The sequence below is a fragment of the Corynebacterium sp. HMSC063A05 genome (assembly GCF_001809695.1).
GTDB classification, from domain to species: domain Bacteria; phylum Actinomycetota; class Actinomycetes; order Mycobacteriales; family Mycobacteriaceae; genus Corynebacterium; species Corynebacterium amycolatum.
The window spans coordinates 267,677-291,422 of sequence record NZ_KV798496.1 but is presented as its reverse complement, the minus strand read 5'-3'; the positions used below and the strand labels follow the sequence as shown (position 1 = coordinate 291,422).

The 23,746-nt window shown below is 59.6% G+C and carries 23 protein-coding genes; 14 read left to right on the top strand and 9 right to left on the bottom strand.

From position 1 onward, the window contains the following. A complete protein-coding gene (locus HMPREF2651_RS02995; RefSeq protein WP_049180832.1) occupies nucleotides 1-945 on the top strand; it encodes a pseudouridine synthase in 945 nt (314 codons plus the stop codon). Here HMPREF2651_RS02995 and dapD read toward each other — a convergent pair. The 3 genes from dapD to HMPREF2651_RS02980 form a co-directional block, all read right to left on the bottom strand. Then, a complete protein-coding gene (gene dapD, locus HMPREF2651_RS02990) occupies nucleotides 938-1,909 on the bottom strand; it encodes a 2,3,4,5-tetrahydropyridine-2,6-dicarboxylate N-succinyltransferase (RefSeq protein ID WP_038628333.1) in 972 nt (323 codons plus the stop codon). The two genes, HMPREF2651_RS02995 and dapD, sit on opposite strands and share 8 nt — an antisense overlap. Nucleotides 1,910-2,025: 116 nt before the next feature. Further along, the gene (locus tag HMPREF2651_RS02985; protein ID WP_070585969.1) at nucleotides 2,026-3,444 is read right to left on the bottom strand and encodes an amino acid permease; all 1,419 of its coding nucleotides are present in this window, start codon (nucleotides 3,442-3,444) and stop codon (nucleotides 2,026-2,028) included. A 108-nt stretch (nucleotides 3,445-3,552) separates the two neighbouring features. Next, nucleotides 3,553-4,545: a 2,3,4,5-tetrahydropyridine-2,6-dicarboxylate N-succinyltransferase gene (locus HMPREF2651_RS02980; protein ID WP_049180830.1), complete on the bottom strand. Its 993-nt coding sequence runs from the start codon at nucleotides 4,543-4,545 to the stop codon at nucleotides 3,553-3,555. An 83-nt stretch (nucleotides 4,546-4,628) separates the two neighbouring features. On the opposite strand from HMPREF2651_RS02980, the gene HMPREF2651_RS02975 reads away from it, so the two are divergent. The 6 genes from HMPREF2651_RS02975 to HMPREF2651_RS02950 all read left to right on the top strand — a co-directional run bounded on the left by HMPREF2651_RS02975 (nucleotide 4,629) and on the right by HMPREF2651_RS02950 (nucleotide 9,985). Then, nucleotides 4,629-5,519, top strand: coding sequence for a hypothetical protein (locus tag HMPREF2651_RS02975; protein WP_235191241.1), 891 nt, complete (start codon nucleotides 4,629-4,631; stop codon nucleotides 5,517-5,519). A 5-nt stretch (nucleotides 5,520-5,524) separates the two neighbouring features. Further along, the gene (dapE, locus tag HMPREF2651_RS02970) at nucleotides 5,525-6,661 is read left to right on the top strand and encodes a succinyl-diaminopimelate desuccinylase (protein WP_038628344.1); all 1,137 of its coding nucleotides are present in this window, start codon (nucleotides 5,525-5,527) and stop codon (nucleotides 6,659-6,661) included. Between the two features lie 69 nt (nucleotides 6,662-6,730). Continuing rightward, complete coding sequence (locus tag HMPREF2651_RS02965) at nucleotides 6,731-7,558, top strand: LOG family protein (RefSeq protein WP_038628347.1); 828 nt, start codon at nucleotides 6,731-6,733, stop codon at nucleotides 7,556-7,558. Nucleotides 7,559-7,603: 45 nt separating this feature from the next. Further along, complete coding sequence (gene folP / locus HMPREF2651_RS02960; protein WP_038629488.1) at nucleotides 7,604-8,416, top strand: dihydropteroate synthase; 813 nt, start codon at nucleotides 7,604-7,606, stop codon at nucleotides 8,414-8,416. A 222-nt stretch (nucleotides 8,417-8,638) separates the two neighbouring features. After that, nucleotides 8,639-8,806: a DUF3117 domain-containing protein gene (locus HMPREF2651_RS02955; RefSeq protein WP_005509573.1), complete on the top strand. Its 168-nt coding sequence runs from the start codon at nucleotides 8,639-8,641 to the stop codon at nucleotides 8,804-8,806. A 303-nt stretch (nucleotides 8,807-9,109) separates the two neighbouring features. Further along, entirely contained in the window at nucleotides 9,110-9,985 is an 876-nt protein-coding gene (locus tag HMPREF2651_RS02950; RefSeq protein WP_049180868.1) for a methyltransferase domain-containing protein, read from the top strand. A gap of 3 nt (nucleotides 9,986-9,988) precedes the next feature. Here HMPREF2651_RS02950 and budA read toward each other — a convergent pair whose 3' ends face one another. The 3 genes from budA to glgA all read right to left on the bottom strand — a co-directional run bounded on the left by budA (nucleotide 9,989) and on the right by glgA (nucleotide 13,801). Then, nucleotides 9,989-10,738, bottom strand: a complete 750-nt coding sequence (gene budA, locus HMPREF2651_RS02945; RefSeq protein ID WP_038628349.1) for an acetolactate decarboxylase — start codon at nucleotides 10,736-10,738, stop codon at nucleotides 9,989-9,991. 142 nt (nucleotides 10,739-10,880) lie between these two features. Then, nucleotides 10,881-12,404, bottom strand: a complete 1,524-nt coding sequence (locus HMPREF2651_RS02940) for a glycoside hydrolase family 5 protein (protein WP_049180829.1) — start codon at nucleotides 12,402-12,404, stop codon at nucleotides 10,881-10,883. Nucleotides 12,405-12,604: 200 nt separating this feature from the next. Then, a complete protein-coding gene (gene glgA / locus HMPREF2651_RS02935; RefSeq protein ID WP_049180828.1) occupies nucleotides 12,605-13,801 on the bottom strand; it encodes a glycogen synthase in 1,197 nt (398 codons plus the stop codon). A gap of 112 nt (nucleotides 13,802-13,913) precedes the next feature. Between glgA and glgC the strand changes: the two genes are divergently transcribed. Beyond that, on the top strand, nucleotides 13,914-15,131 hold the full coding sequence (glgC, locus tag HMPREF2651_RS02930) for a glucose-1-phosphate adenylyltransferase (protein WP_049180827.1): 1,218 nt from the start codon (nucleotides 13,914-13,916) through the stop codon (nucleotides 15,129-15,131). Nucleotides 15,132-15,388: 257 nt separating this feature from the next. Here glgC and HMPREF2651_RS02925 read toward each other — a convergent pair whose 3' ends face one another. Next, entirely contained in the window at nucleotides 15,389-16,063 is a 675-nt protein-coding gene (locus tag HMPREF2651_RS02925; RefSeq protein WP_049180826.1) for an O-methyltransferase, read from the bottom strand. Nucleotides 16,064-16,221: 158 nt separating this feature from the next. Here HMPREF2651_RS02925 and sigE point away from each other — a divergent pair, with 158 nt between their 5' ends. The 4 genes from sigE (at nucleotide 16,222) to tatB (ending at nucleotide 19,346) form a co-directional block, all read left to right on the top strand. Next, complete coding sequence (gene sigE / locus HMPREF2651_RS02920) at nucleotides 16,222-16,875, top strand: RNA polymerase sigma factor SigE (RefSeq protein ID WP_049180825.1); 654 nt, start codon at nucleotides 16,222-16,224, stop codon at nucleotides 16,873-16,875. 77 nt (nucleotides 16,876-16,952) lie between these two features. Further along, the gene (locus HMPREF2651_RS02915) at nucleotides 16,953-17,318 is read left to right on the top strand and encodes an anti-sigma factor family protein (protein WP_038629490.1); all 366 of its coding nucleotides are present in this window, start codon (nucleotides 16,953-16,955) and stop codon (nucleotides 17,316-17,318) included. Next, nucleotides 17,318-18,637 (top strand): S1C family serine protease, encoded by a 1,320-nt coding sequence (locus HMPREF2651_RS02910; protein ID WP_049180824.1) that lies wholly within the window; start codon nucleotides 17,318-17,320, stop codon nucleotides 18,635-18,637. The genes HMPREF2651_RS02915 and HMPREF2651_RS02910 overlap by 1 nt, the downstream gene beginning before the upstream one ends. A 112-nt stretch (nucleotides 18,638-18,749) precedes the next feature. Then, nucleotides 18,750-19,346, top strand: coding sequence for a Sec-independent protein translocase protein TatB (tatB, locus tag HMPREF2651_RS02905; protein WP_038628367.1), 597 nt, complete (start codon nucleotides 18,750-18,752; stop codon nucleotides 19,344-19,346). A 279-nt stretch (nucleotides 19,347-19,625) separates the two neighbouring features. On the opposite strand, the gene HMPREF2651_RS02900 is transcribed toward tatB, so the two are convergent. After that, on the bottom strand, nucleotides 19,626-20,759 hold the full coding sequence (locus tag HMPREF2651_RS02900; protein WP_049180823.1) for an Mrp/NBP35 family ATP-binding protein: 1,134 nt from the start codon (nucleotides 20,757-20,759) through the stop codon (nucleotides 19,626-19,628). A gap of 319 nt (nucleotides 20,760-21,078) precedes the next feature. Here HMPREF2651_RS02900 and HMPREF2651_RS02895 point away from each other — a divergent pair, with 319 nt between their 5' ends. Beyond that, nucleotides 21,079-21,561: a YflT domain-containing protein gene (locus HMPREF2651_RS02895; protein WP_038628373.1), complete on the top strand. Its 483-nt coding sequence runs from the start codon at nucleotides 21,079-21,081 to the stop codon at nucleotides 21,559-21,561. 43 nt (nucleotides 21,562-21,604) lie between these two features. Here HMPREF2651_RS02895 and HMPREF2651_RS02890 read toward each other — a convergent pair whose 3' ends face one another. Further along, nucleotides 21,605-22,828 (bottom strand): magnesium and cobalt transport protein CorA, encoded by a 1,224-nt coding sequence (locus HMPREF2651_RS02890; protein ID WP_049180822.1) that lies wholly within the window; start codon nucleotides 22,826-22,828, stop codon nucleotides 21,605-21,607. A 43-nt stretch (nucleotides 22,829-22,871) separates the two neighbouring features. Between HMPREF2651_RS02890 and HMPREF2651_RS02885 the strand changes: the two genes are divergently transcribed. Then, the gene (locus HMPREF2651_RS02885) at nucleotides 22,872-23,627 is read left to right on the top strand and encodes a type 2 periplasmic-binding domain-containing protein (RefSeq protein WP_049180821.1); all 756 of its coding nucleotides are present in this window, start codon (nucleotides 22,872-22,874) and stop codon (nucleotides 23,625-23,627) included. Nucleotides 23,628-23,746: the final 119 nt, after the last annotated feature.

The following is a 23,746-nucleotide window of genomic DNA, read 5'->3' as shown; positions in this document are numbered from 1 at the left end:
GTGGGACGTGCCGCAGGCAATCGCGATGCCTGGTGGGGACTTGAGAAGAACCGTCAGGCAGCGCAAGTCGATGCCGCCGCTCACGAGCGCGAGGAGTACATCCCCTTTGAGCCGGCAATTGTGGCCGACACTGATGAGTTTTTGGTCGTAGACAAGCCACCTTTTCTGCCAGCGACCCCCAATGGCCGCATCGTGGCCAATACCGTGCAGGAGCGCCTGCGACGTAGTCTCGGGGAATCGGAGATTGTGGCCGTTCACCGCCTGGACCTGCTGACCAGCGGGCTCCTGTTGCTCTCTCGGAATCCGGCTACCCGTGCGCGCTACCAGCAGCTTTTCCAAAACCAGGAAATCACCAAAGAATACGAATGCCTCACCGTGATGCCCGATGATTGGCATGCGGGAGAAAGCAGGGAAGTCACACTCCTGCTCGACCCCAACCCGGCAGAGCGCGGAGTAAAAGTTGTGGAGACCAATGATCCCGCACGCGCCGCTGCGAAGAATCCCAAGCTCAAGCTCGCACACACAACAGTGACCTTCCTAGGTCCGGTAGCGGCGGATATCGGCGATGTGCTGGCGAGCAGCCGTGGCGGTGGTGCGACCAGCGCCAGCATTCCGCTGCATGCAGTCGGCTGTGGTTGCGGGCATTGCGGCAGCCGCATGCAGGTAGGGCACTGGCGGCTACAGCCCCATACGGGCCGCACACATCAGCTGCGGGCGACGATGGACTGGCTAGGCTATCCCATTCTCGGTGAGGACACGTATGGCCGAGAGGTTAGGACGCAGGAGCCGTCGGCAAGCGCGGGCAGCGCGCTAAGGTACACGCCGCAGTTGCGCCTGACGGCGACCGCATTGGCGTTCATCGACCCCGTCACTGGTGAGCGATGTGCCTACCGGAGCACGCGGAATATTTCGGCCCCGGCAGACGTGCCGACCACCGTTAGTTAGCGTGCAGCTCGGCGCTGAGCTTCACCTTTTCGGCAGCCCACGGCACAACCTCGACTGCACCAGAGAGTGAATTGCGGCGGAAGAGCATATTCGATCCGCCCGAAAGCTCGCGGGCCTTGAGCGTCTTCTTCACGCCGTCCAGGGCAACGTGACACTTGGTGCCGGCGGTGATGTAGAGCCCGGCTTCCAGTACGCAGTCATCGCCGAGCGAGATGCCGAGTCCAGCGTTCGCACCGAGTAGGCATCGCTTGCCGACGGACACAACTTCCTTACCTCCGCCGGATAATGTGCCCATGATGGACGCTCCACCGCCGATATCGGAGCCGTCGTCGACGATGACGCCCTGGGAGATACGGCCTTCCACCATGGAGTGTCCAAGCGTGCCTGCGTTGAAGTTGACGAAGCCCTCGTGCATAACTGTGGTGCCCTCAGCGAGGTGGGCTCCAAGGCGCACGCGGTCAGCGTCACCGATGCGGACTCCGGTGGGAGTGACGTAGTCGACCATGCGGGGGAATTTATCGATGGAGTAGACGGTGACAGGCCCGCGGCGTGACAGCTTGGCTCGGGTTACCTCGAAGCCTTCGACAGCACAGGGGCCAAAATTGGTCCACGCCACATTGTTGAGCTTGCCGAAGATACCGTCCAGGTTGATGCTGTTGGGCACAACCAGGCGGTGGGAGAGCAGATGGAGGCGCAGGTAGGCATCGATGGTGTCGACTGGTGCGTCATCGAGTGAAGCGATGGTAGCTGTGACCAGACGGCGTGTGGTACCGCGGTCCGCATCGGCTACGGCCAGGTCTGCGAGGTAGGTGAAATCTTCGGGGAGCGCGTCGGTGTCAATGGTTCCGGTCGTGGTGGAGGTTGCCGTGCCCTCTTCGATGAGCTTGGGGGCGGGGAACCAGACGTCGAGAACAGTATCGTTGTTAAAAGTGGCAATGCCGGTAGCTTGTGCTCCAAATTTCATGGAAAACAGGCTACCGGCATATCCCTATCTATGAAAAGTGTTCCGCAAATGTGTAGTAAGGAAGTGTTCGGATAGGGGTAGCAGGGTGGTTAGGCCCTGCGATTAGTTGTCATGGGCTAGTTGCTATCGCTGGACTCGAAGGCCTCGCGAGCCGCGGTGCGGCTCTTCTTAGTCAGTGCAGCGAGCACCGCAAGGAACGCAGTGACACACACTACGGCGATAACCTGCTGGCGAGCACCAGAATCGGTGAGCATGCCAACAGCGAGGCCCAGGATCAGGATGACCGCTACCCAGGACAGTGCCGGGTAGGCCCACATGCGAACGGAAAGCTCGTTGTTGGCCTCCATCTGCGGGCGCAGCTTAATCTCGGACAGGGCAATGACCAGCCAGATCACCAGCAAGCAGCCGCCGACAGCGTTCAGCAGGAAGACCAGGACACTCGAGCCGTCGAAGACAACCTGCAGGCCAACAGAGACGAAGGCGAAGACCATCGACATGATGACCGCACGGTTTGGAACTGCGTGCTCATTGGTGTGGGCGAAGAAGCGCGGTGCCTCACCGCGGGTGGACATCGAGTAGACCAGGCGAGAGGTGGCGTAAATCTGAGCGTTGAATGCGGACAGCAGCGCCAGAACGATAATGGCCTCCATGAAGCCAACCGCACCTGGAATGTTCGCCTGCTTTAGAACCTGGGTGAACGGCGACTCAGCTGCGGAGTCAGCGCCGTCGATCTGGGAGTACGGCAACAGCAGGATGATGACGGTCACGCAGCCCAGGTAGAACACAGAGATGCGGAAGATTACCGAGCGGACAGCAGCAGCGATGGAGCGCTGCGGATCCTCGGCCTCAGCAGCGGCAATCGTGACAATCTCGATACCGCCGAAGGCGAAGGCCACAGCCAACAGACCAGCGGCAATGCCGGAAACGCCATTCGGGAGGAATCCGGATTCGGCAATATGCGTCGTACCGACGAAGCTGGTACCTGGCAGCAGACCGAAGAAAAGAAGGACGCCAATAACCAAGAACGCGATAATCACCGCGACCTTGATGAACGCGAACCAGAACTCAAACTCGCCGAAACCGCGCACATTCGCCAAATTCACTACAGCGAAGAAGACAACACAAATCAGGCCTGGAATCCAGCCCGGAATACCGAACCACGCACCCATGATGGCACCGGCGCCGGTGATTTCAGCACCGAGCACCATGATGAGCATGAACCAGTAGAGCCAACCGAGGACAAAGCCAGCCGAAGAACCAAAGGCCATCTCAGCATAGGTGGAGAAGCTACCCGGTGTCGGGCGGGCAGCGGCCATCTCGCCGAGCATCTGCATGACGAGGACGACAATGAAGCCAGCGATGACGTAGGAAATGAGAACACCCGGGCCAGCTGCCTTAATGCCGACGCCCGTACCAAGGAAAAGACCGGCACCGATTGCGGAGCCAAGACCCATCATGGTCAGGTGTCGAACCTGCAGCCCCTTGCCCAGCTGAGTTGTCTCGCCGGAGGTGGAGGTAATTTGCGATTCGGTCATGTCGCAAACATTACCTCGCTGATAACAGGGGCAATAACCGTATTACGGGTTTACCCCCATTCACCGTTTCGGGGTCCATTAATGTGCCTTCAAGACACCTAAAGTAGGTTATCCGGCCAGCTCATCCGGCACGTCGGCAAGCTGAGTGAAAGTAGCGGCACCTTCGTCATTGCCCGGGCGTTCCGTGCGGCGGACGCACACCGCCGAGTGGTCCGGGTGATGGTAGAAGTGCATATTGTTGCGGCCGGAGATTTCCCATGCCTGAATACGGCGGTTCTCTGCGGGGACATCGATGGGCGTATCGGGGGCAATGAGGATGCTTCGGTCAATAATGCAGTCATTACCGAGGCTGACGCCGACGGTGCCGGCCGCGATATCGATGTGGCAGCGCTCGCCAACCGTGAGCGGCTTACGCTGACCGGAATCGTCGTGAGCGGCAATGATGGAGGCCGACAGCCCCACCTTCGTGTGCGCGCCAATGACAACACCGGAGGATAGACGTCCCTCAATCTTGCATGGGCCCAGAGTGCCCGAGTTCAGCGAGACAAATCCCTCGCGCAGTACTGACGTACCCGGTGCCAGATAAGCGCCCAACCGCACGCGCTCGGCCTCTGCAATGCGGACACCTGCGGGCAGCACATAGTCGACCATGCGCGGCATACGGTCGATGGCGTAGACGTGAATCAGGCCGCGGACGCGCAAGTGGGTACGCAGTTGCTCGAAGTTGTCCGGCAGGCATGGCCCCTTGTTGGTCCACGCCACGACGTGGAGCAGCTCGTAGAGCCCCTTGGTGTTTAGCTGGTGCGGCTTGACCAGGCGGTGGGAGAGCAAATGCAGGCGCAGGTAGGCATCGTGCGGGTCGACAGCCGGCTTGGACAAATCCTCAATGGACGTGCGCACTGCCACCTGCTCCACTCGGCGATCCTCGTCCAAAATCACCTGACGAAGCAGCTGTGGGGTCAAATCAGCAGCGCCGAGCCGGTGAGTGCTCGATTTTACGACCTCATCGCTTAACTGAGGTGCGGGAAACCAAGTATCGAGAACTGTACCGTCCATTGCGATGTTGGCGATTCCCGTAGCGACAGCACCAGATGTAATCATGATTCTTAATATTAGTATCCCTTAGAGGAATCTTCGCGGAAGGATGAACTATGCCCCTAGCTGGCCTTGAAAGCACACAGAAAATGAAGCAGTGGTTCTTAGTTAGCCTCATCATTGCTGTCAGTGTGCTCGGACTCGGCTTCGTCCTGGCCCTGCCGGTGGTCTTCTATGTCGGATTCGCACTGCTGAGTGCTTGGATTCTCGCCGTAGCCAGCTTCTTTGGTTTCGTTTTGCCGCCGCGAGCAATGCCAATTGGCGCAGTCGGTGTGGTGATTGCCGCAGTGGTTGCGCTCATCGCGCCGAACCGTCTTGTGCTGGTTATCGCAGTTGCCATCGCAGTGGGGCTCGGTGGTGGCATGATCGCCCGTCTTCTGCTGGAGCGCAAGAACCGCGATCAGCAGGCACGCATCGACGCGCTGCCGATGTGGGAGCGCGATGAGCTGGGCGATGTCGCCGAAACGCTTCGTCCTGCTTATCGACGAGACATCGATCCCACTCCAGTGCAGCTGCCACATGCAACGGCCAAGATTGTCGCGGCCGTCTGCAAGCCGTTGGCCGGTTCTACAGTGATTGTCAGCACGAATGAGCTGCGTCCGGTGATTGCGGTCTATGGCTCCCGTGTGGCTGTGGTCTATGGACCCGGCGCGGGCGTTGTCGAGGAAGAAAGCGGCAACGGAGAGGTGACCGATTCTGCGGGGGAGGAGCGGGCGCTGGGGTCGTCGGCAAGCGAAACTCCGGAGGAAATCATTGCCCAAACTCTCCCGGAAGGAGCGAAAACCCTGGTCTTTGAGGTGGCTGATGGGCTTAAGCGTCCGGCGGAGGGGAGAGTTGGTGTGACCTCCGCCGAACCGCATGAGCTGGCGCTGTTCCTCGGCGGTGGCGCGCCTGCCAATGGGGATGCGATCAATGGTCGTGCGGCGCATATTCATCACAAAATTCTGGTTTCGCTGGCGCACAATGGTTTGTACGCTTAATTGATGTGAAATCGAAGTTAAATCTGCTCCAAGATCCTGTCGACCTCACGGCGGCACTGGTTGACATCGAATCGGTGTCCCACAATGAGACCGCGATTGCGGATGCCGTCGAGGTGGCATTGCGTGAGGTAGCGCAGGCAGATAAGTCGATTGAGGTCCTGCGCATCGATAACAACGTGATTGCGCGGACTCATCGCGGGTTGCCGCAGCGCGTGATTTTGGCAGGGCACCTGGATACGGTGCCGACTGCGGGCAATGTGCCTTCGACGCGTGGGGTAGACGCGCAGGGGAGAGACACGCTCTTTGGCTGCGGAACTGTGGATATGAAAAGCGGGGACGCGGTCTATCTGCATGCTTTTGCGACGCTAGCGGCAAACCAGGAGCTGCAGCGCGACCTGACGCTCATCATGTACGAATGCGAAGAAATCGCCGCGGAGTTCAACGGGTTGCGGCACTTGAGTGAGTCGCATCCGGAGCTTCTGACTGGCGATGTCGCTCTGCTGGGCGAGCCCAGCGGCAATGTCATCGAAGCCGGTTGTCAGGGCTCTATTCGCCTGCGTTTGACCGCTCACGGCACACGTGCGCACTCGGCTCGGGCGTGGCTCGGCGACAATGCCGTGCACAAGTTAGCGCCGGTGCTGTCACGCATTGCCGCCTATGAACCGCAGACTGTGGACATCGATGGCTTGGCCTACCGCGAAGGGCTCAACGTCGTCTGGCTGGAAGCCGGGGTTGCTACCAATACGCTTCCCGACGAGGCGGTGCTGCGAGTCAACTTCCGATTCGCGCCCAACCGCAGCGCCGATGAGGCTATGGCACACTTCCGCGAGGTGCTGGGGCTCGACGAGTTCGCGGCCGAGGACCTCACTGTCGATGTCGAGGATGTGAGCCCTGGGGCGCTGCCTGGACTGCATGCGGCTGCTGCGAAGGAGTTGGTTGCGGTCGCAGGCGACGTCGTAAAGCCCAAGTTTGGGTGGACCGATGTGGCGCGTTTTTCGGCGCTCGGCATTCCTGCGGTGAACTTTGGCCCGGGTGACCCGGCGTACTGCCACAAGAAGGATGAGCAGATTCCGGTCGAGTGCATAGCGGCACTGTGGGAGGATTTGCGGCGGTATTTGACCACCGCGCCGGTGGCTGAGTGAGCCTAGAATCACACCCCGCCCTCGCCGAGCGGGTGCGCGTATGTCATTGCTGGCATACATTGTGAGGTTATGAAACCTGTACGTACTCCGTCCCCAGCTAAGCGCCGTGCACTCCGCGGCCCAATCGCGATCCGACAGGCAGGCGAACCGCAGGCGTCTACGACCGACCGCAGGCTGTTGTCACACAATCCGAACACGGATTGGCTGCACAACGATACCTGGCGTGTGCTGCGCATTCAGTCGGAGTTCGTTGACGGCTTTGGTGCGTTGGCGGAAATCCCGCCGGCGGTGACGGTATATGGTTCGGCACGTCTGCCAGAGGACAGCCCTTACTACCAGTGGGGCTTCGACCTGGGCAAGGCGCTGGCGGAGGCGGGTTACGCGACCATCACTGGTGGCGGCCCGGGCATCATGGAAGCCGCCAACCGCGGCTGCTACGACGCCGACGGCCTGTCCATTGGGTTGGGCATTGAGCTGCCGCACGAGCAGCACTTGAACGACTGGGTCGACCTGGGCATGAACTTCCGCTACTTCTTCGTGCGTAAGACCATGTTCCTGAAGTACTCGCAGGCGTTTATTTGCCTGCCGGGTGGTTTCGGCACGCTCGATGAACTTTTTGAGTCACTGGTGATGGTGCAGACCGAGAAGGTGGAAAATCACCCAATCGTGCTGCTCGGCACTGAGTTCTGGTCGGGGCTGGTTGATTGGATGCGTGAGAAACTAGTGGCCATGGAGCTAATTTCTCCGACTGATATGGACCTTTTCCTGGTCACCGACTCCATTGAAGAAGCTGTCGAGTACATCGAGGCCGCGCACGAAAAGCTGATGGAAGACTGTAAGCAGACCTCTGACGTTCGCGAAAAGCTCCGCCGAGTCCGTCGTTTCAGCGAAAGGTAGGACGCTGTGCGGAGCTTTTATCAGGACTCCGCGGTGCCGACGGTGATGGCCATCGTCAATCGCACCCCGGATTCCTTCTATGACCGTGGCGAGACGGCTGCGGAGGAGGCTGCGCTTGCTCGCGTCGACGAAGTTGTTGCGGCAGGCGCGGGCATTGTCGACATCGGCGGCGTCAAGGCCGGTATCGGTGCAGAAGTAACTGTTGCCGAGGAAATCGAGCGCGTGGTGCCGACCATCGCGAAGGTTCGCGAGCGCTATCCTGACCTGCACATCAGCGTCGACACCTGGCGCGCAGAAGTCGGAGAGGCCGCCATCAACGCTGGCGCCAACCTCATTAACGACACTTGGGCGGGCCATGACCCGGAGCTGCTGGAAGTCGCGGGTTCCCACGGGATGGGTTACGTCTGCTCGCACACCGGTGGGGCTCTGCCACGCACCAATCCGATTCGCGTGCGTTACGACGACATCGTGGACGATGTCATCTCAGAAACCGGCAAACTCGCCCAGAGGGCAGTGGACGCTGGCGTGCCGGAGGACCGCATCCTCATCGATCCCACCCACGACTTTGGCAAGAACACCTACCACGGCCTCGAACTTCTGCGGCGCTGCAATGAGCTCGTGGATACAGGCTGGCCGGTGCTTATGGCGCTGTCGAATAAGGACTTCGTCGGTGAGACTCTGGACCGCCCGGTCGAGCAACGTGTGCCCGGCACCTTGGCCGCGACTGCCCATGCGGCAGCTGCCGGCGTTGCGGTGTTCCGTTCGCATCAGGTGTCCGAAACCCTTGATGTCTGTCGCATGACTCTGGCTATTTTCGGTGATTTTGCACCACTGCATCCGGTGCGTGGGCTGGTGTAAGGGGCGTAGTTTGAGGCGCTTCACCCATGCCGCTGCGTGAAATAAAGGATTATGATGAAGAGAAGTAGTCGAAAATGCCGACAGGGATTCTAAACCGGAATCTTGAACCGGGGTCTTAGACCGAGGTCTTGAACCGGATTGTCAATCTCCCGGCTACCACAGCTGAGCTGGGGTAGCTGGTCGTCTCCTGCATCGACATTGTCTTAGAACGAAGGAGTTCACATGGCAGCAATGAAGCCGCGTACCGGTGATGGTCCGCTGGAGGCAGTTAAAGAGGGCAAGAAGATTGTGATGCGCGTCCCCGCAGATGGTGGTGGGCGCCTGGTGGTGGAACTCTCCCCAGAGGAGGCCAAGGAGCTCGGCGCAGAGCTCGTAGCAGTAGTGGAGTAGTGGATACCCGGGTAGCGGGGTAGCGGCCGGGCTTGTCCGGTTTTGCCCCAGGGGCGACCTACACAAGTGGTGTAGGTCGCCTTTTCTTTTTTCAGGTGATAACGGCTCGAATGCGGGTTTATAAACAAAAAGTACGGGCTGCACATGTGAAACTGTGCGAGTTTATGACACTTTGAAGCCGTCTTTCGGACCATTTTTGTCATAAACGCAGTCAGTAACTCGCATTGGAGTTACTTGGCTGAGCTCGACACGGGCTAAGATAGTGAAAATTATTTTTCTAGCTCAGTTTGAGGAGTGACCGACGTGCTAGCTGACATCATTGATGTGCTTGCTGACCCCATCGATGGCACTGATTTGAAGTTTGGTGATGCCGAACGAATGACTCTGAAGTCCGAATCCGGACATAGCTATGATGTCGCCCGCCAGGGTTACGTTACGCTCGCCGGTGGGGCTGGTCTGCGCTACACCGGCGATGACGCCAAGATGATTACCGCTCGAGAGGAGTTCCTCTCTGGTGGCCACTATGCTCCATTCGTTGAGGCAGTTACAGGTAACGTCCAGGACGTGCTTGACGACGCCAATGTGTCCGAGGCCGCCAGCCCAGTCATCTGCGAAGTCGGTGCGGGCACTGGTTACTACCTCGCACACACGCTGGACAGCATTCCCAATTCTCGTGGCGTAGGCATTGATGTGTCTGTGCCGGCCGCCAAGCATCTGGCCAAGAGCCACCCGCGGCTCGGTGCGGTCGTGGCCGATGCGTGGGCACGGTTGCCGCTGCGTGATGGCTCCATCGATGCGCTTACGGTTGTCTTCGCACCTCGCAACGCGGAGGAGTTCGCTCGCGTGCTCAAGCCGGGCGGCCAGGTCGTGGTTCTGACTGCCACTACTGGTCACCTGGGCGAGCTTCGTGAGCCGCTGGGCATCATCGATGTCGAGCGCGGCAAGGTTGAGCGCATGATTTCCCAGGCAGAGGGGCACCTCGTGCCTGTTGGTGACCCGGAGCTGGTGGAGTTCGGTATGAACCTCAACCAGAGTGCAATTGCCGCTCAGATCGGTATGAGCCCGTCGGCACGCCATATCCACCCAGAGGTGCTGCAGGAACGTATTGCAGCGCTACCTGCAGAGATGCAGGTCACCGCCCGTGCCTATGTCACCCGTCTGGGGCGCCCGGGCGACTAGCGCCTACTCCTTGACCTCGGTTTTGTGAATCTGTTCATCCAGGTCATCCGGATCCAGATCAGCATCCGAGAATTCCGCCGTTAGCGGAAGGCGAAGTTGCAGGTCGGTGCCCGGGCACAACTCGATAGTGCCCGAGCGCAGCTTAAAGTCCAGCACATGCCCGCCGCCGGTGCCGCCTTCCGCGAGGAAGTGCACGTGACAGCCGGGCACCGAAATTCCCTTCTCATAGACCGGCGTGCGGAAGCCCGCAATCGTGCCCCGCAGGTTCTCAAAATCAACCGAGGCGTCTTCTTCCGTCGCATCAACCATCTTCTGGTACGGCTTTTCCTGCTTTACGACGGTTCGAGTCTTCACCCACTCAAATTCGCCGGTAATCCGCAGTGCGTACATAAAGTTTTGGCTCGGCACCAGGGAATCGATGATGGGGCTAATTTCCTTGCGAGTCAGGTTTTCCGGCGCATCCATCACCGTGTGGGGAACGAAATTGGTTACCACCGTGTAGGGGCTGCGCTGATCCATGGTGGCCCGGGTCGCGGAGCCGTCGTGACGCACCTGCCAGCAGACCCCGTCGAGGATTACCATTTCGCCATCGAGGCCGTCGAAGGTACCGATGCCGAAGTTTCCATGACCAAGGATTTCGCCAATGGTCATCTCGCCGTCGTAGATGCCATCGAGCAGTGCGGACATCAGTGAGTTTTGGAAAATTGTGTGTCGGACCGTTGGAAAATTCTCGTGAGTGGTCATGGAAGCCATTATATTCGCGATATTTGTAGCCCAAGCTGGGGCGGGTGGTCGGTTGGATGTCCGATCGGCTTGTGGGGAAGGAAATCGTGGCAAGAAAAACGCCCTGCGGAAAAATCCACAGGGCGCGATTTGGTGAATCGAGCGGTTGGTTTTACTTCGGCTGGATGGTGACTGTCACTTGGTCAGCAGTGGAGACGATATGAACGGTCTGGCCATCGGCAGCGACAGTGGCGTGACCGCCTTCGACATTCACTGTGAACCCATTCGGGAAGTTGATCGAGGGCACAACGAGCTCGCTGGTGGAACCAGGTGCGAAAACTCCGGTGCCATCGACGCGGCTATTGTTCCAGCTGGCCTCGTAGACCCGGGTGTCTGCGTTCCAGTCAGTAGCCTGCGGGGTGCCCGCGACTGCCCGCAGGTGTGGAGCGGCGAGGATGGTCATCTTGTCGCGGTTGAAGGCATCGGCACCTACAGGTCCTGGAACAGTCGGGTCGAAGACCATGCCCTGTTCCTTCTGGTTCTGCGTCGTCGGGTCGTTGCATCCGCAGTAGGACCAGTACTGCCAGCCGACCATGTGGCGGCGGGCAAGCGAAATTACGCCATTGAGGGTATCGGCATCGTCGGTGGCGCCGAACTCGGAAAGCAGTGTGGCCGAGCCGTTACCGGATGAGACGATTTCCGCATTGTCGAAGACACGGCCATCGAAGAAGTCGCAGCCCGTGTAGGTGTTGAACAGGGCGTTCGTGGTGCAGTAGACATGCCAGCTGAGGGCCGTGCCAGCGGTATCAGGAACCTGCGGGGCGGCCGGATCGGTATTCAATCCGGTGTTCCACATGGAGTAGGGCTCGTAGTGGACAATAGCGTCCCGGTCCTTGGCGACAATCTGATCGGCAGCCTTCTGGTGCAGTTCATCGAGCTTTGCCTTAGCTGGACCGCAGTCGCCCAGAGCCAGGTAGCACAGTGGGTACGCCGAACCTGGCCACGGTTCATTTATGATGTCGTAGCCCATCAGGCCCGGCATGTCACCGAGACGTTCTGCGACATGACCCCACATGGCAGCGTAACGCTCCTGCAGCCCAACGCCACCCGGTCCTTCGCGGTTATTTAGGAAGTTGTCGTATGCCCTAATGAGGCCGATATTGAGGGCCTGGTTAGTTGGGAAGCCAACCTTCAGAAGGCTGGGAACGCCGTCGTCAATGACAGCCCAATCCGGGGCAAATTCGCCCTCGAACTTTTCGTTGTACATGTCCTGGTGGGCATCGACCAAGACCGCGATTCCACGCTCAGTGAGCATAGAGATGGTGCGGGCAATGGAATCCAGGTATTCGTCGTTGTAGACGCCGGGCTCTGGCTCTACTGCTTTCCAGATAATGCCGACTCGCATGGAGTCGAAGCCCTGCTGCACGAGCCAGTCGGCGTCGTCCTCGTTAAAGCCTCCGGCCTCGGGGGTGTAGGGATTGTGCTTGTAGACGATGTTCGACCCCTGAGTGAGGAAAGCTCGGCCATCACCGTCGGTAAACCAGCGACCGGACTGTCCCAGGGGACCACGCTCGGTGATGGTAGCGATACTAGGGGATGGTGCTACTTCTGTCGCGAGCGCCTGATGCGGTACTGCCCCCGCTAGCGCTATGGCAATGGCGGCACCAACTGCTGCCACCTTCTTAGTGAATCTCATACTCAATATGCTATTGACCAGTAATGATAAATTCATCCAAAACTCAAATTAGGTTCAGAAAAGTGGGCAAACGCATAAATAAACGTCCTGAATGGGGTTAGCAAAAAGGCTAAAAGGCCCACCGCTTCCTCTTTGGAAGCGATGGGCCTTATGAGGACACACCGTCCACTGCACAGCCGTGGCGTCTCGCAGACAGCCTGTTACATCAAAGACTTATAGACTTCGACGGTCTGCTCGGCGATGTTCTCCCAGCTAAACACATCCTCAGCGCGCTTCTTACCCGCCTGGCCAACCTTGGCAGCGTGGTCACGGTCGGCGACCATGTTGTTGACAGCGGCAGCAATGTCGCGTTCGAAGCCCTCCGGATCGGACTCGTCGTAGTGAACCAGAGTGCCGGTTTCACCGTCGACGACAACCTCCGGAATACCGCCGACATCAGAGGCGACAACGGCGGTGCCGCAGGCCATAGCCTCGAGGTTGACGATGCCCAGCGGCTCGTAGATAGACGGGCAGACGAAGGAATCTGCAGCCGTCAGGATTTCCTGAATCTTTTCCTTCGGTAGCATGTCCTTCACCCAGAAAATGCCGTCGCGCTTTTCCTGCAGGTCGTGAACGAGCTGCTCGGTCTCCTTAGCGATTTCCGGGGTGTCCGGCGCGCCGGCGCACAGTACAAGTTGCACACCGTCGTCGAAAAGCGATGCGGCCTTGACCAGGTGAGCGACACCCTTCTGACGGGTGATGCGGCCGACGAACGCAACCATCGGACGAGACGGGTCAACGCCGAGCTCTTCCAGGACGGACCAGCCGTTCTGCTCCTTGGACTCTTCCCACGTCGGACGCGGGTGCCACAGCTCAGTGTCGATGCCGTTCAGAACGATGTGGACCTTGTCGGGGGAGATACGCGGGTAGGCGTCCAAGATGGCGTCCTTCATGCGCGCAGAGACAGCAATGACAGCGTCTGCGTACTCCATAGCATTGCGCTCGGACCAGCTGGAAACGTCGTAACCGCCGCCGAGCTGCTCGCGCTTCCACGGGCGGTGCGGCTCCAACGAGTGCGCGGTAGCCACGTGTGGAATGCCCTTGAGCAGACCGGTGAGATGGCCACCCAGGCCTGAGTACCAGGTGTGAGAGTGGACGACATCAATGTCGGTTGCCGCAGCGGCATCAGCCATGCGCAAACCCGTGGACAGCGTTTTAATCGAGGCGTTGGCATCCTTCAGCTCCGGGTCAACGCCGTGGACATATACATCCGCCTCATCGCGAGGAGCACCCATGCAGTGCACATCGACGTCAACGCCGTCGAGGCCGCGCATGAAACGAGTCAGTTCAGTTACGTGAACACCTGCTCCGCCGTAAATCTCCGGAGGGTATTCCTTGGTCATCATGGCAACACGCATAGTTCCAGCGTAGCCAGATTTGACAATTTCCGTCGCTTGATATGTCTGGGTGTGGGTAGTGAGGAGGGGAGACTGGCAGCGAGGAACGTAAATCGCATATAGGTTGGTTGGTGTGAGGAGTCAACCACATGTTTTGTCCATTGTCCTTGCCGGTGGCGAAGGCAAGCGTCTCTTCCCGCTGACGGAAGACCGCGCTAAGCCCGCCGTGCCTTTCGGCGGCAGCTATCGGCTTATCGACTTCGTGCTGTCGAACTTGGTCAACGCAGGTTTCCTGAAGATCTGTGTGCTGACCCAGTACAAGTCCCACTCGCTCGACCGTCACATTTCGCAGGCGTGGCAGCTGTCCGGCATCACCGGCCAGTACGTCACTCCGGTGCCGGCTCAGCAGCGTCTGGGTAAGCGCTGGTTCACCGGTTCGGCTGACGCGATTCTGCAGTCGCTGAATTTGGTTTATGACGAGGATCCGGAGTACGTCATCGTCTTCGGTGCCGACCACGTCTACCGTATGGACCCGCAGCAGATGCTGGAGGCCCACATCGAGTCTGGCGCTGGCGTTACCGTTGCTGGTATCCGTGTCCCACGCTCCGAGGCCAGCGCATTCGGTGTCATCGATGCGGATGACAACAACCGAATCACCGAGTTCCTGGAGAAGCCGGCTGATCCGCCTGGCACCCCGGATGACCCGGACTCGACGTTCGCGTCGATGGGTAACTACATCTTCACTACCTCCGCGCTTATCGACGCAATTAAGCGTGACTCGGAAGATGAAAACTCCGACCATGACATGGGCGGAGACATCATTCCGATGTTGGTAGAGGAGGGCGAGGCCTTCGTCTGGGACTTCAAGGACAGCTACGTTCCGGGTGAGACCGAACGTGATAAGGGCTACTGGCGTGACGTCGGTACCATCGATGCCTTCTACGAGGCCAATATGGACCTGATTTCCGTCCACCCGGTGTTTAACCTCTACAACAAGAAGTGGCCAATCCACACCTTCTCGGAGGAGAACCTGCCTCCGGCGAAGTTCGTCCAGGGTGGTATTGCTCAGGCTTCCATGGTGGGTGCCGGTTCGATTGTCTCTGGTGGCACAGTTCGCAACTCGGTGATTAGCACCAACGTCGTGGTCGAGGATGGCGCGACGGTGGAGGGCTCGGTTCTCTTCCCAGGTGTGCGCGTCGGCCGCGGAGCAGTGGTTCGTCACGCGATCTTGGATAAGAACGTTGTTGTCTCCGACGGCGCCATCATTGGTGTCGATCCGGAGAAGGACGCAGGGCGCTTCAAGGTCAGCGCTGGTGGCGTTGTGGCCGTCGGTAAGGGCAAGGTTATCTAGCCTGTCAAAGCCGGCTCAGGCTGCAAGAAGGCACGTACCGTGGGGTACGTGCCTTCTTTCTTTTAACCCTTTTGCTACCTAGCTCCAAAACCGGCAACCCCAAAAATGTGGGCTGCACGTGGGGGTACGGGCTGCAAATGTGAAACTGTGCGAGTGTATGACACTTTTAGGCCATTTTCCGGGCCATTTTTGTCATAAACGCAGTCAGTAACTCGGCTCGGCCCGCCGCCGCCTGCCAGTCGGCCACCAGCAGAAAACTACTTCTTCACCAGCACAGTGGTTCCGGCTGCTAGGGGGAGCCGCATCACGTAAGCGTCGTCAAGCTGGAGCATGTATTCGTCGGCTTCGCGGGCAGCGACGGTGTCACGGTCAGTGCGTGACGAGTCAGCAACAGTGCCGTCGAGGAGCGCGCCGGTCAGGACGAGCGCGCCACCGGAGCGAAGCAGCGGCCAGGCCTTTTCCTGGGCGGCGCGGAGGATTGCCGGGGCGACGTCCAAGTAGACCAAGTCGTAGGAGTCGGCTGCCAGGCGATCCATGACCTCCAGTGGCTGCGAGGGCAGGAAGCGCTGTCGGTTGGGGCGGATGCCTGCGGCTCGGAAAGCGGACTTTGCCAGAGACTGGTGCTCGAGCTCAGGGTCGATGCAGGTGAGAACGCCGTCATCGCCGAGACCGGCGACCAGGTGCAAACCGACTACGCCTGCTGCAGGCGATGCGATGACAGCGGCGGGGTGACCGTCGCGGCGGGCACTGGTCAGGGCCATGAGCGAGGTCAAGGCGGCGCCGGTCATCGTATCGGGGACGGCAACTCCGTATTCGCGAGCGCTCTCTCGGGCGCTTTCAAAGGCCTCGGAGACTACGGTCGTGTTGTTGACGTGCTGTGCAATAGCGTCACGTGCGGATAGCGGGGTAGCAGAAGAACTCGTTTCGGACACGCTCTATAGCGTAGGAAAAAACTCCGTGCAGGGCAGCGGGGCGCGCCGGTCCGTGCCGGACTAGGCGGGTAAACAAGCCTCAAATTTGTCTGGACTCTCAAACTATTTTCAGGGTAAGGTCACTACAAACCTAAGGTTGGTAAGGAACACTGAACCTCATGCCCGAACGAGTCAAGTCCGAACGAGTCAGCGCAGGCGCCAGCCGCGAGGACGCCCCGTCCGCTGACGCAACTGAGCAACTGTCCGGCACCGCAGCTTTTGACGCAGGTGTGGGAGAGATGCCGTCGTGGTCGGAACTTGTCCAAGCCCACGCGGATAGTGTTTACGGGCTCGCATATCGGTTGACTGGTAACCAACAGGACGCGGAAGACCTGACGCAGGAGACATTCATGCGTGTGTTCCGCTCGCTGAAGTCATACCGTCCCGGCACTTTTGAAGGCTGGCTGCATCGGATTACAACTAACCTGTTTTTGGATATGGTCCGGCATCGGCAGGTGATCCGGATGGAGGCGTTGCCGGAGAACTACGACCGCGTCCCGGGCACGCTGAAGACGCCGGAGCAGGCCGTCGATGACGCGATGCTCGATCCGGATTTGGAAATCGCGCTGGCTGAGCTGCAGCCGGACTATCGCGCGGTGGTTGTCCTCTGTGATGTGGTGGGGCTGACCTACGAGGAAATTGCTAACACCCTTGGGCTCAAGATGGGCACCGTGCGTTCGCGCATTCACCGGGCACGTTCCAGCTTGCGGGCGACGTTGGAGCGTCTGGAGAAGGAACGGCAGGAGCTGCCGGAGTCGGTCACCGCAGGCTAGTTTTCCCGCACTCAATCCGTGGGAGCGGCTATTGTGGGGCTAGTTAATAGGTGCGATTTCTGGAGGTGCTGCAGTCTGTGATTCAGCAGGGCGATGACAAGCGTTTTTTGTCAACGGAGCATCTCGGCACCGAGGCAATTGCCGCTTTTGTTGACGGCGAGTTGTCGGTCGTAGCTGAGCGACGTGCGCAGGCGCATCTGATGGCATGCCCGGAATGTCGCCGGGAGGTCGCGAAGCAGCGGCAGGCAGCCAAGCGTCTGCGTGATAGCGCGGCCTTGCACATTCCAGCTGAGCTGCGCGCTCGTATTGCTGATTTCGCAGGCAGCTGCGAGGACTCAGAGCCCCATAGGTCGGCGCGGCATCTCGCGCACCGTCCGCCGGAGTCGCTGAGCGCTGCGTTGGAGCAGATCGTTCGCGGTTTTCGTAAAGGTGGTAGTCACTAGTGGGCAAACATCGCGATTTCGATGATTCCGCGTTTGCCCCGGACGCCGATCGTGCCGCCGCAACTGGCGGGTTACAGCGTGCGCCAGGGCATAAGCTTGACGACGACACCAGCGCCACTACTAGAGAGTATTCGCCGTGGCAGGATTCGTCGTCACGCATGACGACGGGGCGTCCAGCCCGCAAACCCGAAGCGAAGAAGAAACCTCGCCCGAAGATGGCCCCCCGCGTCAGCGCGCGGGAAGTGATTTTTGGCCGTGAGGTGCCGTGGCGTGTGATTGCGGCGTCGTCGGCCGTGGTGCTGTTGATTGGCGGTGTTGGTGGCTTTGTCGGCGGTTGGGCTGGCAAGACTTTCCGCTCGGACTACCAGCGTGTGGAGTTGCAACAGGTCGAGGGGCGACCGGGCAACGGCGATTTGACCGAAATCGGCAAGGTGGCGGAGACTCTTCGTCCCGCGGTGGTGTCGATTGCGGTCAGTGCCGGTGAGGTTTCGGGCGTGGGCTCAGGGTTTGTCATTGATGGTGACGGTCATATTTTGACGAATAACCATGTCGTTTCGGCAGTGGCGGACCGGCAGGATATGCAGGTCTCGGTAACGTTTTGGGACGGTGGCAAGCTGAAAGAGGTGCCGGCCAAGATCATTGGCCGCGACCCGAAGACCGACCTCGCCGTAATTAAGGTCGAAGACGTTGCGGGGCTGACCGTGGCGCAGCTTGGTGATTCCGATGCGGTTGCGGTCGGTGACACGGTGATTGCGATGGGGTCGCCGCAGGGGCTGGGCGGAACGGTGACTTCGGGCATTGTCTCGGCACTTAATCGGCCGGTGCGCCTGGCTGCTGAGGGGACTGATACGGATGGCTACGCCGATGCGATTCAGACCGATGCCTCCATCAACCCGGGTAACTCGGGTGGTCCACTGGTGGATATCCGCGGTGCCATTATTGGTATTAATACAGTGATTTTCAGTAGCTCGGGTGGCTCACAGGGGTTGGGCTTTGCGATCCCGATCAATTCAGCCGTTGCCATCGCTGAGCAGCTCATTGCCGGTGAGAAGCCGGTTCATCCGGGGATCGGCGTGACAGCGCGCACGGTTTCCAATGGCGCACTGACTGGTGCCGAGATTGCCAGCATCCTGCCGGGAGGTGTCGCTGATCGGGAAGGCCTGCGGGAAGGCGACGTGATTACGGCTGTGGGGGACCGCGCGGTATCGTCCGCAGATGAGCTCACGGTGGCGCTGTGGACTGTTGGCGCTGGTAATGAGGCGGTATTGAAGATCGTTCGCCACGGAGCCGAGCTGGAGGCGAAGATCACGCCGGAGTAGGGTGGCGCTGGTTTTGCTTGGACGTGCCTGGGGTTGGCTGGTTTCTGCGGATTTGGCGGATTTGGTCGCGCAATGCTGCATGCGAGGTGCACTGTAACTAAGGTGGTATAACGTGTTTTCTAATGTTGGCTGGGGCGAGATTCTCGTCCTCTTTATCCTCGGACTAATTCTCATCGGACCTGAGCGGTTGCCGAAGGTAATTGAGGACATCCGCGCATTGCTTCTGGCTGCGCGCACCGCAATCAATGACGCACGCGATAACCTCTCGGATGAGTTCGGTGAAGACTTCGACGATCTTCGCAAGCCGCTGCAGGAGCTCAACGATCTCCGTCGTCTCAACCCGAAGACCGCCATCACCAGGACGCTTTTCGACGGCGATGACACCTACCTGGACATGCTCTCCGGTAAGCCCGCAGCGGGTGGCGGCGGAACTGGTGCAACCGGAGCTGCAGGAGCCGGTGGATCCTCTGGAGTAGCTGGTGCGGCTGGAGCAACTGGTGCCGCAGGCCAGCAGTACCAGCAATCCAACAAGAGCCAGCCAGTGCAACCGGCTCCGTCGCAGCAGCCGGTCCCGCAGTCGGCTCAGCAGCCCGCCCAGCAGCCAGGAACGTGGCAGGATCCAGTTGCCCAGGCCCGCCAACAGCAGGCACAGCAAACACCTCAGCAGCCCCGTGGGGTGCAGGCCTGGGTCGACGACGACAACCTATAGAGGTGGCAAACCGTTCCCGACCGCAAGTTACTGATTAGGTTTATGACACTTTGAGCACAAATTTTGCCACGAAACTGTCATAAACCTAGTCAGTAAGTGCACGCAGCCGCGTCGGCGGATACACCGCCCGCACCGCCCGCAAACCCCGACACCTACACCGCCGAAAACACCCAAACCACATACGCCCCAGACACTGCAGCCACAATGAGCAAAGGCCCCCTTCCCGGCACTGAAAATACCGGGGAGGGGGCGTCGCTATGATCGTCGTAAAGCGAAGGACTACTTCGGCGTCACGCCCAAGCCTAGCGACTTGCCTGCGAGCGACTCGCGACGAACAACCAGCTTGTCGGCGATAGCGTTCAGGGCCTCGCCCGCGCCCGAATCCGGCTTGGATAGGACAATCGGGGTGCCCTTGTCGCCACCCTCGCGGAGTTCGGTGTCCAGTGGCACCTGGCCGAGCAGCTCGACCTTTCCTCCGGTGATCTGGGTAAGACGACGGGCAACGGTCTCGCCGCCGCCTGTGCCGAAGACTTCCATCTTGGAGCCGTCGGGCATTTCCATCCAGCTCATGTTCTCAATGACACCGGCGATCCGCTGGCGGGTCTGCAGCGAGATGGTGCCGGCACGCTCGGCAACTTCGGCGGCGGCCATCTGCGGGGTAGTAACAATCAGTAGCTCAGCGTTCGGCACGAGCTGCGCCACGGAGATGGCGATGTCGCCGGTTCCCGGGGGCAGGTCGAAAAGCAAGACGTCCAAGTCGCCCCAGAACACGTCCGCGAGGAACTGCTGGATAGCGCGGTGCAGCATTGGTCCACGCCAGACAACCGGTGCGTTGTCGTCGACGAAGTGTCCGATAGAAATCAGTGACACGCCGTGCGCCTGTGGAGGCATAATCATGTCGTCGACCTGGTGCGGCTTTTCCTCAGAACCCATCATGTGCGGGATGGAGTGCCCGTAGACGTCGGCATCGAGGACACCGACAGACAGGCCCTTCGCGGCCAGCGCGGCGGCGAGGTTCACGGTCACAGAGGACTTACCGACGCCACCCTTACCGGAGGCGACGGCGAACACGCGGGTGCGGGAGTCCGGCTGGGCGAATGGGATCACCGGCTCGGAGGCGGTGCCTCGGACGGCGTTGCGGAACTCGCGGCGCTGCTCGTCATTCATCACATCGGTGGTGACGGTGACGTTGCCAACGCCCTCGATACCGTTGAGCGCATCTTCGGTGCGCTCGATGATGGTGTTTTTCATGGGGCAACCGGCGATGGTGAGGTAAATCTCCACGGCCACGTCGTTGCTGTCCGCGATCGAGATGGATTTGACCATGCCAATCTCGGTAATCGGGCGACGTACCTCAGGATCTTCGACCTGCGCCAGGGCGGTGCGAACTTCAGCTTCAGTAATCGTAGACATTATGTAGTGAATCTTATCGTGAGACCCCGTAAGACAAAGAACTACTGACAAAATCAGCAGTTTTCCGCTTTACGACGGTCACAGCGCCCAACCCTTCCGACAAGCGCGGTGGCGGTGGAATGGGTGGTGGGCCAGACGGTGGAACAATTGGAAACTGTCAGGCGTTGTCCTTGATAGAACGCTTTTTAGCGATAGTTTTAGCAATATTTTCAGCAACTGAGTCACCAATTGCTGTGACAACAACTGCAAGGGAACGGTGAAAGTACCGATGGCAAATGGGGAAGCGAACAGCGGTTGGGGGAGCGGCCGGGAACAGAGCATGAAGTCCCGGTTGCCTCAGCGGCAGGTGCCCGAGGGGTGGCCGGTGGGTAGCTTCACCAACTACGCCGATGCCCAGGCTGCGGTTGATTCGCTCAGTGATCGCGATGAGTTCCCGGTTTCCGACCTCACCATCGTCGGCGTTGACCTGATGCAGGTGGAGCGCGTGGTAGGTCGGTTGACCTGGCCGAAAGTGCTCGGTGGTGGCGCGCTGTACGGCCTATGGATGGGCCTGTTCTTCGGCCTGATTCTGGGGCTTTTCCAGGAAGATTGGGTTAGCCCGTTGATTGTTGGCCTCGGGATGGGCGCCATCTTTGGCATCGTGCTGGCGGCAGTCCCATACGCCATGCAAAACGGCAAGCGGGATTTCTCCACCACCACGGAGATTGTTGCTCGTCGCTACGATGTTTTGTGCAATCCCCGCAATGCCGAGCGTGCTCGCGACCTGTTGGCGCAGCGGGCTCTCGGTGGGAACCGCGGGTAGGTTGTTGTACTCGTCGTAAAGCGTTGCCTGCCAGAAGCGGAAACTACAGCCACTTGTTGCGGCGCAGGAGCCACACCAAAAACGCCACAATGGCGAACATGATGGCGAGGACGATGAAGTACCCGTACTCCCAGTGCAGTTCGGGCATGCGGTCGAAGTTCATGCCGTAGATACCGGCCAGGGCGGTTGGCACGGCGAGAATAGCCGCGTATGCCGAGATAGTACGCATGTCCTGGTTCTGCTGCAGCTGGATCTTCACTGCGGCGGCGTCGATGAGGGAGGAGAGGCGTTCGTCGAGTCCGGCTACGAGGTCCGCCGCGGCGAGCTGGTGGTCGAGAACATCGGAAAGATAACGGCTGACGTCCTTAGGCATGATGTCTTCTCGCAGATTCATCAGGGAGCGCAGCGCCGGCGTCAGCGGATCGATTGCGTGGCGCATCTCCAGGATTTCTCGTTTGAGGATGTAAATGTCCTCAATATCCGACACCAAATTCGGCTCGAAGACGGCATCTTCCATAATCTCCACGCGATCTTCCAGCTGCAACGCAATGCGCAGGTACGCATCGACGAGGTTGTCCGTCAGCGCCCACAGCACGCCCGCGGGACCGTAGTCGATGGCGTCGGTGGTGTTTTCCACACGCGCGCTAATGCGCTGCATATCCGAGCTCGGCATGCCCATGCGAATGGTGATGACGTACTCCTGGCCGATAACAATCATCAGCTGGCCAGAACGAATGATCTCATTTTCGTCGTCCGCGAGACCTTCCGGGGAGTAGTGAATCGAGCGAATCACAAAAACCACGTGATCATCGTGGATTTCAATCTTGGGGCGCTGGCGGTTAGTCAGTGCATCCTCCACCGTCAGCTCATCCAGCCCGTAAAGCTCAGCGATGGCGTCCATCTGTGTCGCGTTGGGGCGCGACAATGACAGCCACGTGAAGCCCTCGCCAAAATTACGCACCTCGGACAGACCGGAGAAGTGGTCGTAGGTGCCCGGCAAACGCTTGCCGCCGATGTAGACGCCGCAATCGCGCAGGGCATCGCGCACCGCCTCCGACTGCGTTTCTCCCACGCTTGACGACGATCCGTTGGTGCGCGTCACCTTCGAGACAGCTGACATTGCTGCGGATTTAGCTGCATTCGTTGCCCGAGCAGTTTTGCCGGGTTTTGCTGTGGCCGACGGCGTTTGGCTTTTACTGACCGAGTTAGTTCGCGGATTGCGAGCCTTTGACGAAGCGCTGTTGTTGCGGCTTTTCTCATCGCCCATTCTGGGTGACCTCACAATCCGTTCGTAGGTTACGCTGGTGTCGATGATTAATTTTAGACGTGCGAACGCCGGGTTCCACTTTCGCATCCGCTCAATGGGGTGCAAGGGGAGCTCCAAGGCTACTGCGTGCACTTTTACCGCCCTGGCATTGGTCGCTGGGGCAGCGGGGTTCGGTCTTGCCGCATGTTCTGACTTAGATCCGCAGATGCCCGTTCCTCCCGAACAGGAGGCGGTAGTGACTGTCGGGGCAGACCTACGCAACCCCGAGCAGGCAGCTCTTGCGTACCTGTATGCGCAAAGCTTTGAGAGGATAGGGCGGCAAGCGGAGGTCATCGGCATTCGCGATGCTGATGACCGGTTGCGGGCCGTACGCAATGAAGCAGTCCTGGTCTCTTTCGGATGCACAGGTGAGCTGCTCGGCCTGAGCGATTCCGCGTCCGCGGCTTCGCTGGCTGAGGAGTACGCCGACGACTCCACCCCGGACAAGCAATTCAGCGGCGAGTGGCGAGACCGTGTTTACGACGCATTTTCGCGGTCGTTGCCGGGTGAAGTTATGGCCACCGACGCGGGCATGGCGCAGGGGTGCACGGATGTGCCAGCTGACAATGCTGGGGCTGACTTGCCGCAATGGCTTGTGCCTTTCTACGTCAAGCCAGCGTTGGACCGGAGCGATCGAGTCCGAGTGCTCAATGAGATTGCTGGTTCGCTGAGCACTGAGGACTTAAAGCTGATGACCCGGGCTGTGGCTGGTGGCGCCAGCCCTGAGTTGGTCGCTCAGGAGTGGCTGGATAAGGCGTAGCCGGGGCGGCGGGGCTAGTTGCGGCGGTATCTGACGCGTATCCGCTGTTGGCTGCTGCTGTGTTTGTCTATTCGCCCTTGAATGCCGGCTGCAAATGTGAAACTGTGCGAGTTTATGAC

Excerpts from the sequence above, each read along its gene's own strand:
- dapD (WP_038628333.1), bottom strand. The coding sequence starts at position 1,909 with ATGAAATTTGGAGCACAAGCTACCGGCATTGCCACTTTTAACAACGAT.
- HMPREF2651_RS02985 (WP_070585969.1), bottom strand. The coding sequence starts at position 3,444 with ATGACCGAATCGCAAATTACCTCCACCTCCGGCGAGACAACTCAGCTG.
- HMPREF2651_RS02980 (WP_049180830.1), bottom strand. The coding sequence starts at position 4,545 with ATGATTACATCTGGTGCTGTCGCTACGGGAATCGCCAACATCGCAATG.
- HMPREF2651_RS02975 (WP_235191241.1), top strand. The coding sequence starts at position 4,629 with ATGAAGCAGTGGTTCTTAGTTAGCCTCATCATTGCTGTCAGTGTGCTC.
- HMPREF2651_RS02965 (WP_038628347.1), top strand. The coding sequence starts at position 6,731 with ATGAAACCTGTACGTACTCCGTCCCCAGCTAAGCGCCGTGCACTCCGC.
- folP (WP_038629488.1), top strand. The coding sequence starts at position 7,604 with ATGGCCATCGTCAATCGCACCCCGGATTCCTTCTATGACCGTGGCGAG.
- HMPREF2651_RS02955 (WP_005509573.1), top strand. The coding sequence starts at position 8,639 with ATGGCAGCAATGAAGCCGCGTACCGGTGATGGTCCGCTGGAGGCAGTT.
- budA (WP_038628349.1), bottom strand. The coding sequence starts at position 10,738 with ATGGCTTCCATGACCACTCACGAGAATTTTCCAACGGTCCGACACACA.
- HMPREF2651_RS02940 (WP_049180829.1), bottom strand. The coding sequence starts at position 12,404 with ATGAGATTCACTAAGAAGGTGGCAGCAGTTGGTGCCGCCATTGCCATA.
- glgA (WP_049180828.1), bottom strand. The coding sequence starts at position 13,801 with ATGCGTGTTGCCATGATGACCAAGGAATACCCTCCGGAGATTTACGGC.
- sigE (WP_049180825.1), top strand. The coding sequence starts at position 16,222 with ATGCCCGAACGAGTCAAGTCCGAACGAGTCAGCGCAGGCGCCAGCCGC.
- HMPREF2651_RS02900 (WP_049180823.1), bottom strand. The coding sequence starts at position 20,759 with ATGTCTACGATTACTGAAGCTGAAGTTCGCACCGCCCTGGCGCAGGTC.
- HMPREF2651_RS02895 (WP_038628373.1), top strand. The coding sequence starts at position 21,079 with ATGAAGTCCCGGTTGCCTCAGCGGCAGGTGCCCGAGGGGTGGCCGGTG.
- HMPREF2651_RS02890 (WP_049180822.1), bottom strand. The coding sequence starts at position 22,828 with ATGGGCGATGAGAAAAGCCGCAACAACAGCGCTTCGTCAAAGGCTCGC.
- HMPREF2651_RS02885 (WP_049180821.1), top strand. The coding sequence starts at position 22,872 with ATGATTAATTTTAGACGTGCGAACGCCGGGTTCCACTTTCGCATCCGC.